Origin of the sequence: Psychrobacter sp. UBA3483 (genome assembly GCF_002377905.1) — a bacterium.
GTDB lineage: Bacteria > Pseudomonadota > Gammaproteobacteria > Pseudomonadales > Moraxellaceae > Psychrobacter.
Genome location: NZ_DFQS01000008.1, coordinates 1 through 1,989 on the forward strand (window position 1 = coordinate 1; position 1,989 = coordinate 1,989).

2 protein-coding genes are annotated in these 1,989 nt (G+C 45.1%); both read left to right on the forward strand.

Annotated features, from left to right (window positions below; all coding sequences use genetic code 11):
* The coding region (locus B2866_RS01775) for a zinc-dependent alcohol dehydrogenase family protein (RefSeq protein ID WP_296190071.1) at positions 1 to 968 on the forward strand (968 nt) is incomplete at its 5' end.
* Complete coding sequence (locus B2866_RS01780; protein WP_296190074.1) at positions 958 to 1,974, forward strand: zinc-dependent alcohol dehydrogenase family protein; 1,017 nt, start codon at positions 958 to 960, stop codon at positions 1,972 to 1,974. The genes B2866_RS01775 and B2866_RS01780, both read left to right, overlap by 11 nt.
* The last annotated feature ends 15 nt before the right edge of the window (positions 1,975 to 1,989 follow it).

A 1,989-nucleotide genomic window follows, 5' to 3' on the forward strand; every position in this document is an offset into this window, starting at 1 on the left:
TAGAAAATTTTGGTGATCATGAATTTAAACGTGTAGAACTCCCTATACCTCAACCAGAGGCTGGGCAAGTTCTAGTACGTATTCATGCTAGTGGTGTAAACCCTATTGATTATAAAATTCGTCTTGGTGAAGCAACATATGCTATGCCAGAGCTTCCTGCCGTGTTGGGAACAGATATGGCTGGGGTTGTAACTGCTGTTGGTGAAGGTGTCACCCACTTCAACGTCGGAGATGAAGTTTACGGTCTGATTGGTGGCGTCCGTGGTCTTCAAGGATCTTTAGCAGAATATGTTGTAGCAGATGCTGATCTGATCGCATTAAAGCCACGGAATATCTCTATGCGCGAGGCAGCAGTACTACCATTGACGTTCCTCACCGCTTGGGAAGGTTTAGTGGATAATGCGAAGGTCCAACCAGGGCAAACTGTACTGGTTCAAGGCGGTGCTGGTGGCGTTGGTTATATGGTGGTTCAGCTTGCAAAAGCACTTGATGCAAATGTTTGGGCGACTGCTCGTACAGCTGACCAATCACTGATTTCAGAACTCGGTGCAACACCTCTCGATTACACAACAGCATCTTCTGATGACATTATTGCTGCAAGCCCTGAGGGTCAAGGTTTTAACATTGTTTACGACACTGTGGGTGGTCCAGTACTCGAAGCTTCACTTTCCATGACGACTCACTATGGCCACATCACTAGCTGTGCTGCATTTGGCAATCATAATTTAGCGAATTCATCTCTACGTTGTGCCACACTGTCTGGCGTATTCGTCCTAATGCCGACGTTAACAGGGAATCGCCGTTCTCATCATGGTGATGTCCTTAAGACCGCGACTCGTCTCGTTGAGGAAGGTAAACTGCGTGCTATTGTTGATCCTCGTCATTTTACTCTAGACCAAGCGATTGAGGCTCATGATGCTGTTCAAGATCGCTCTGCCAATATTAAGGTAGTTATCGATGTCATTTAACGCACTTCAGGCCAAGACTTGGCGCTTCAATTGTATTGGAGATACAGATGTTCTGACATTAGAAACACTTTCTGTTGCTTTACCAGCCGCAGGAGAAGTTCTAATACAGATGAAAACGATCGGACTCAACCGGGCCGATGTAATGTTTCGGCGTGGTACTTATATTCAAAAGGCAGTATTCCCTTCTCGTCTGGGATATGAGGGAGCAGGCATAGTTCTTGCGATAGGTGAAGGTGTACGCCAATTTTCTCCAGGAGATGCAGTATCGATTCTTCCGACTGACAATCTAGCCAAATATGGGACATATGCGGACAAGCTTCTGATTCCAGAAAATTTTTTAGTTCACAAACCCGATAGTTTAAGCTGGGAAGAAGCTTCTTCAATCTGGATGCAGTATTTGACGGCTTGGGGTGGTGTAATCCATGCTGGTGGATTATCGAAAGGAAAAACGATCTTGATCACAGCAGCTTCAAGTAGCGTAGGACTAGCTGCGATACAGATAGCTGAAGCAGCGGGTGCTAAGGTCATTGCAAGTACACAGACGATAGAGAAAAAGCAACGTTTACTCGATCTCGGTGTTAAAAATGTTATAGCCAGTGAAGATGAACCCGATTTGTATGAGGCGCTTGTTTTACGTTTAGGTGGAGAACATCTTGATGTCGCCTTCGATGCTGTAGGAGGGCCACATATTGAACAGATTGCAAAAGCGATGTCTGTAGGAGGAACTATGGTTATGCATGGTGCACTTAGCCCGGAGAACACACCATTTCCCCTTAAAGTTGCATTACGCAAGAGCTTAACCATGCGAGGTTTTTTGTTCCTTGAGGTTCTCCATGACCCTGTTCTAAGGGAGCAAGCCAGACGATTTATTCTTAGCAGTATAGGTGCAGGATATCTTCGTCCAGTGATCGACCGTTGCTTTAACTTTGAGGACATGCATGACGCTCAGCGCTATCTTGAATCAAATCAGCAAATAGGAAAAATTGTAGTTACTCTAAATACATGATGGTCTTATCTGATT

Bases quoted from the DNA above. Each gene is read 5' to 3' on its own strand.
- B2866_RS01780 (WP_296190074.1), top strand. From the start codon at position 958: ATGTCATTTAACGCACTTCAGGCCAAGACTTGGCGCTTCAATTGTATT.